Source organism: Nocardioides cremeus, from assembly GCF_030518195.1.
GTDB classification, from domain to species: domain Bacteria; phylum Actinomycetota; class Actinomycetes; order Propionibacteriales; family Nocardioidaceae; genus Nocardioides; species Nocardioides cremeus.
In genome coordinates this window covers 1-285 of the sequence record NZ_JAULSC010000193.1, presented here as the reverse complement: position 1 = coordinate 285, position 285 = coordinate 1, and the positions used below count along the sequence as shown (strand labels likewise).

The following is a 285-nucleotide window of genomic DNA, read 5'->3' as shown; positions in this document are numbered from 1 at the left end:
ACCACAGCGACGGCAACGAGGCGTACTACTTCCCCGCTGGCGGCGAAGTCATGAAGGTACCCAGCGGCGCATCAGGCCCCACCACCCACAACTTCGACTTCTCCACCGCCACCTTCGAGGTCACTAACCCATCTGCCGACTCCACGGTGCCGCAGGTCACGAGCTTCACAATGACCTCCCCCACCACCCTGACGCCGGGCGACACCGTAGACATGGACTACGAGGTGACCGACGACTCCGGCGTCGTGACCAGGCTGGTCTTCAACTACACCGATCCAGTCGGGA

The 285-nt window shown here is 63.2% G+C and carries 1 protein-coding gene; it reads left to right on the top strand.

All coding sequences use genetic code 11. The features are described 5' to 3' along the window. Positions 1 to 285 (top strand): hypothetical protein (locus QWJ41_RS21010; RefSeq protein ID WP_302710428.1); only part of this gene is annotated, 285 nt, incomplete at both ends.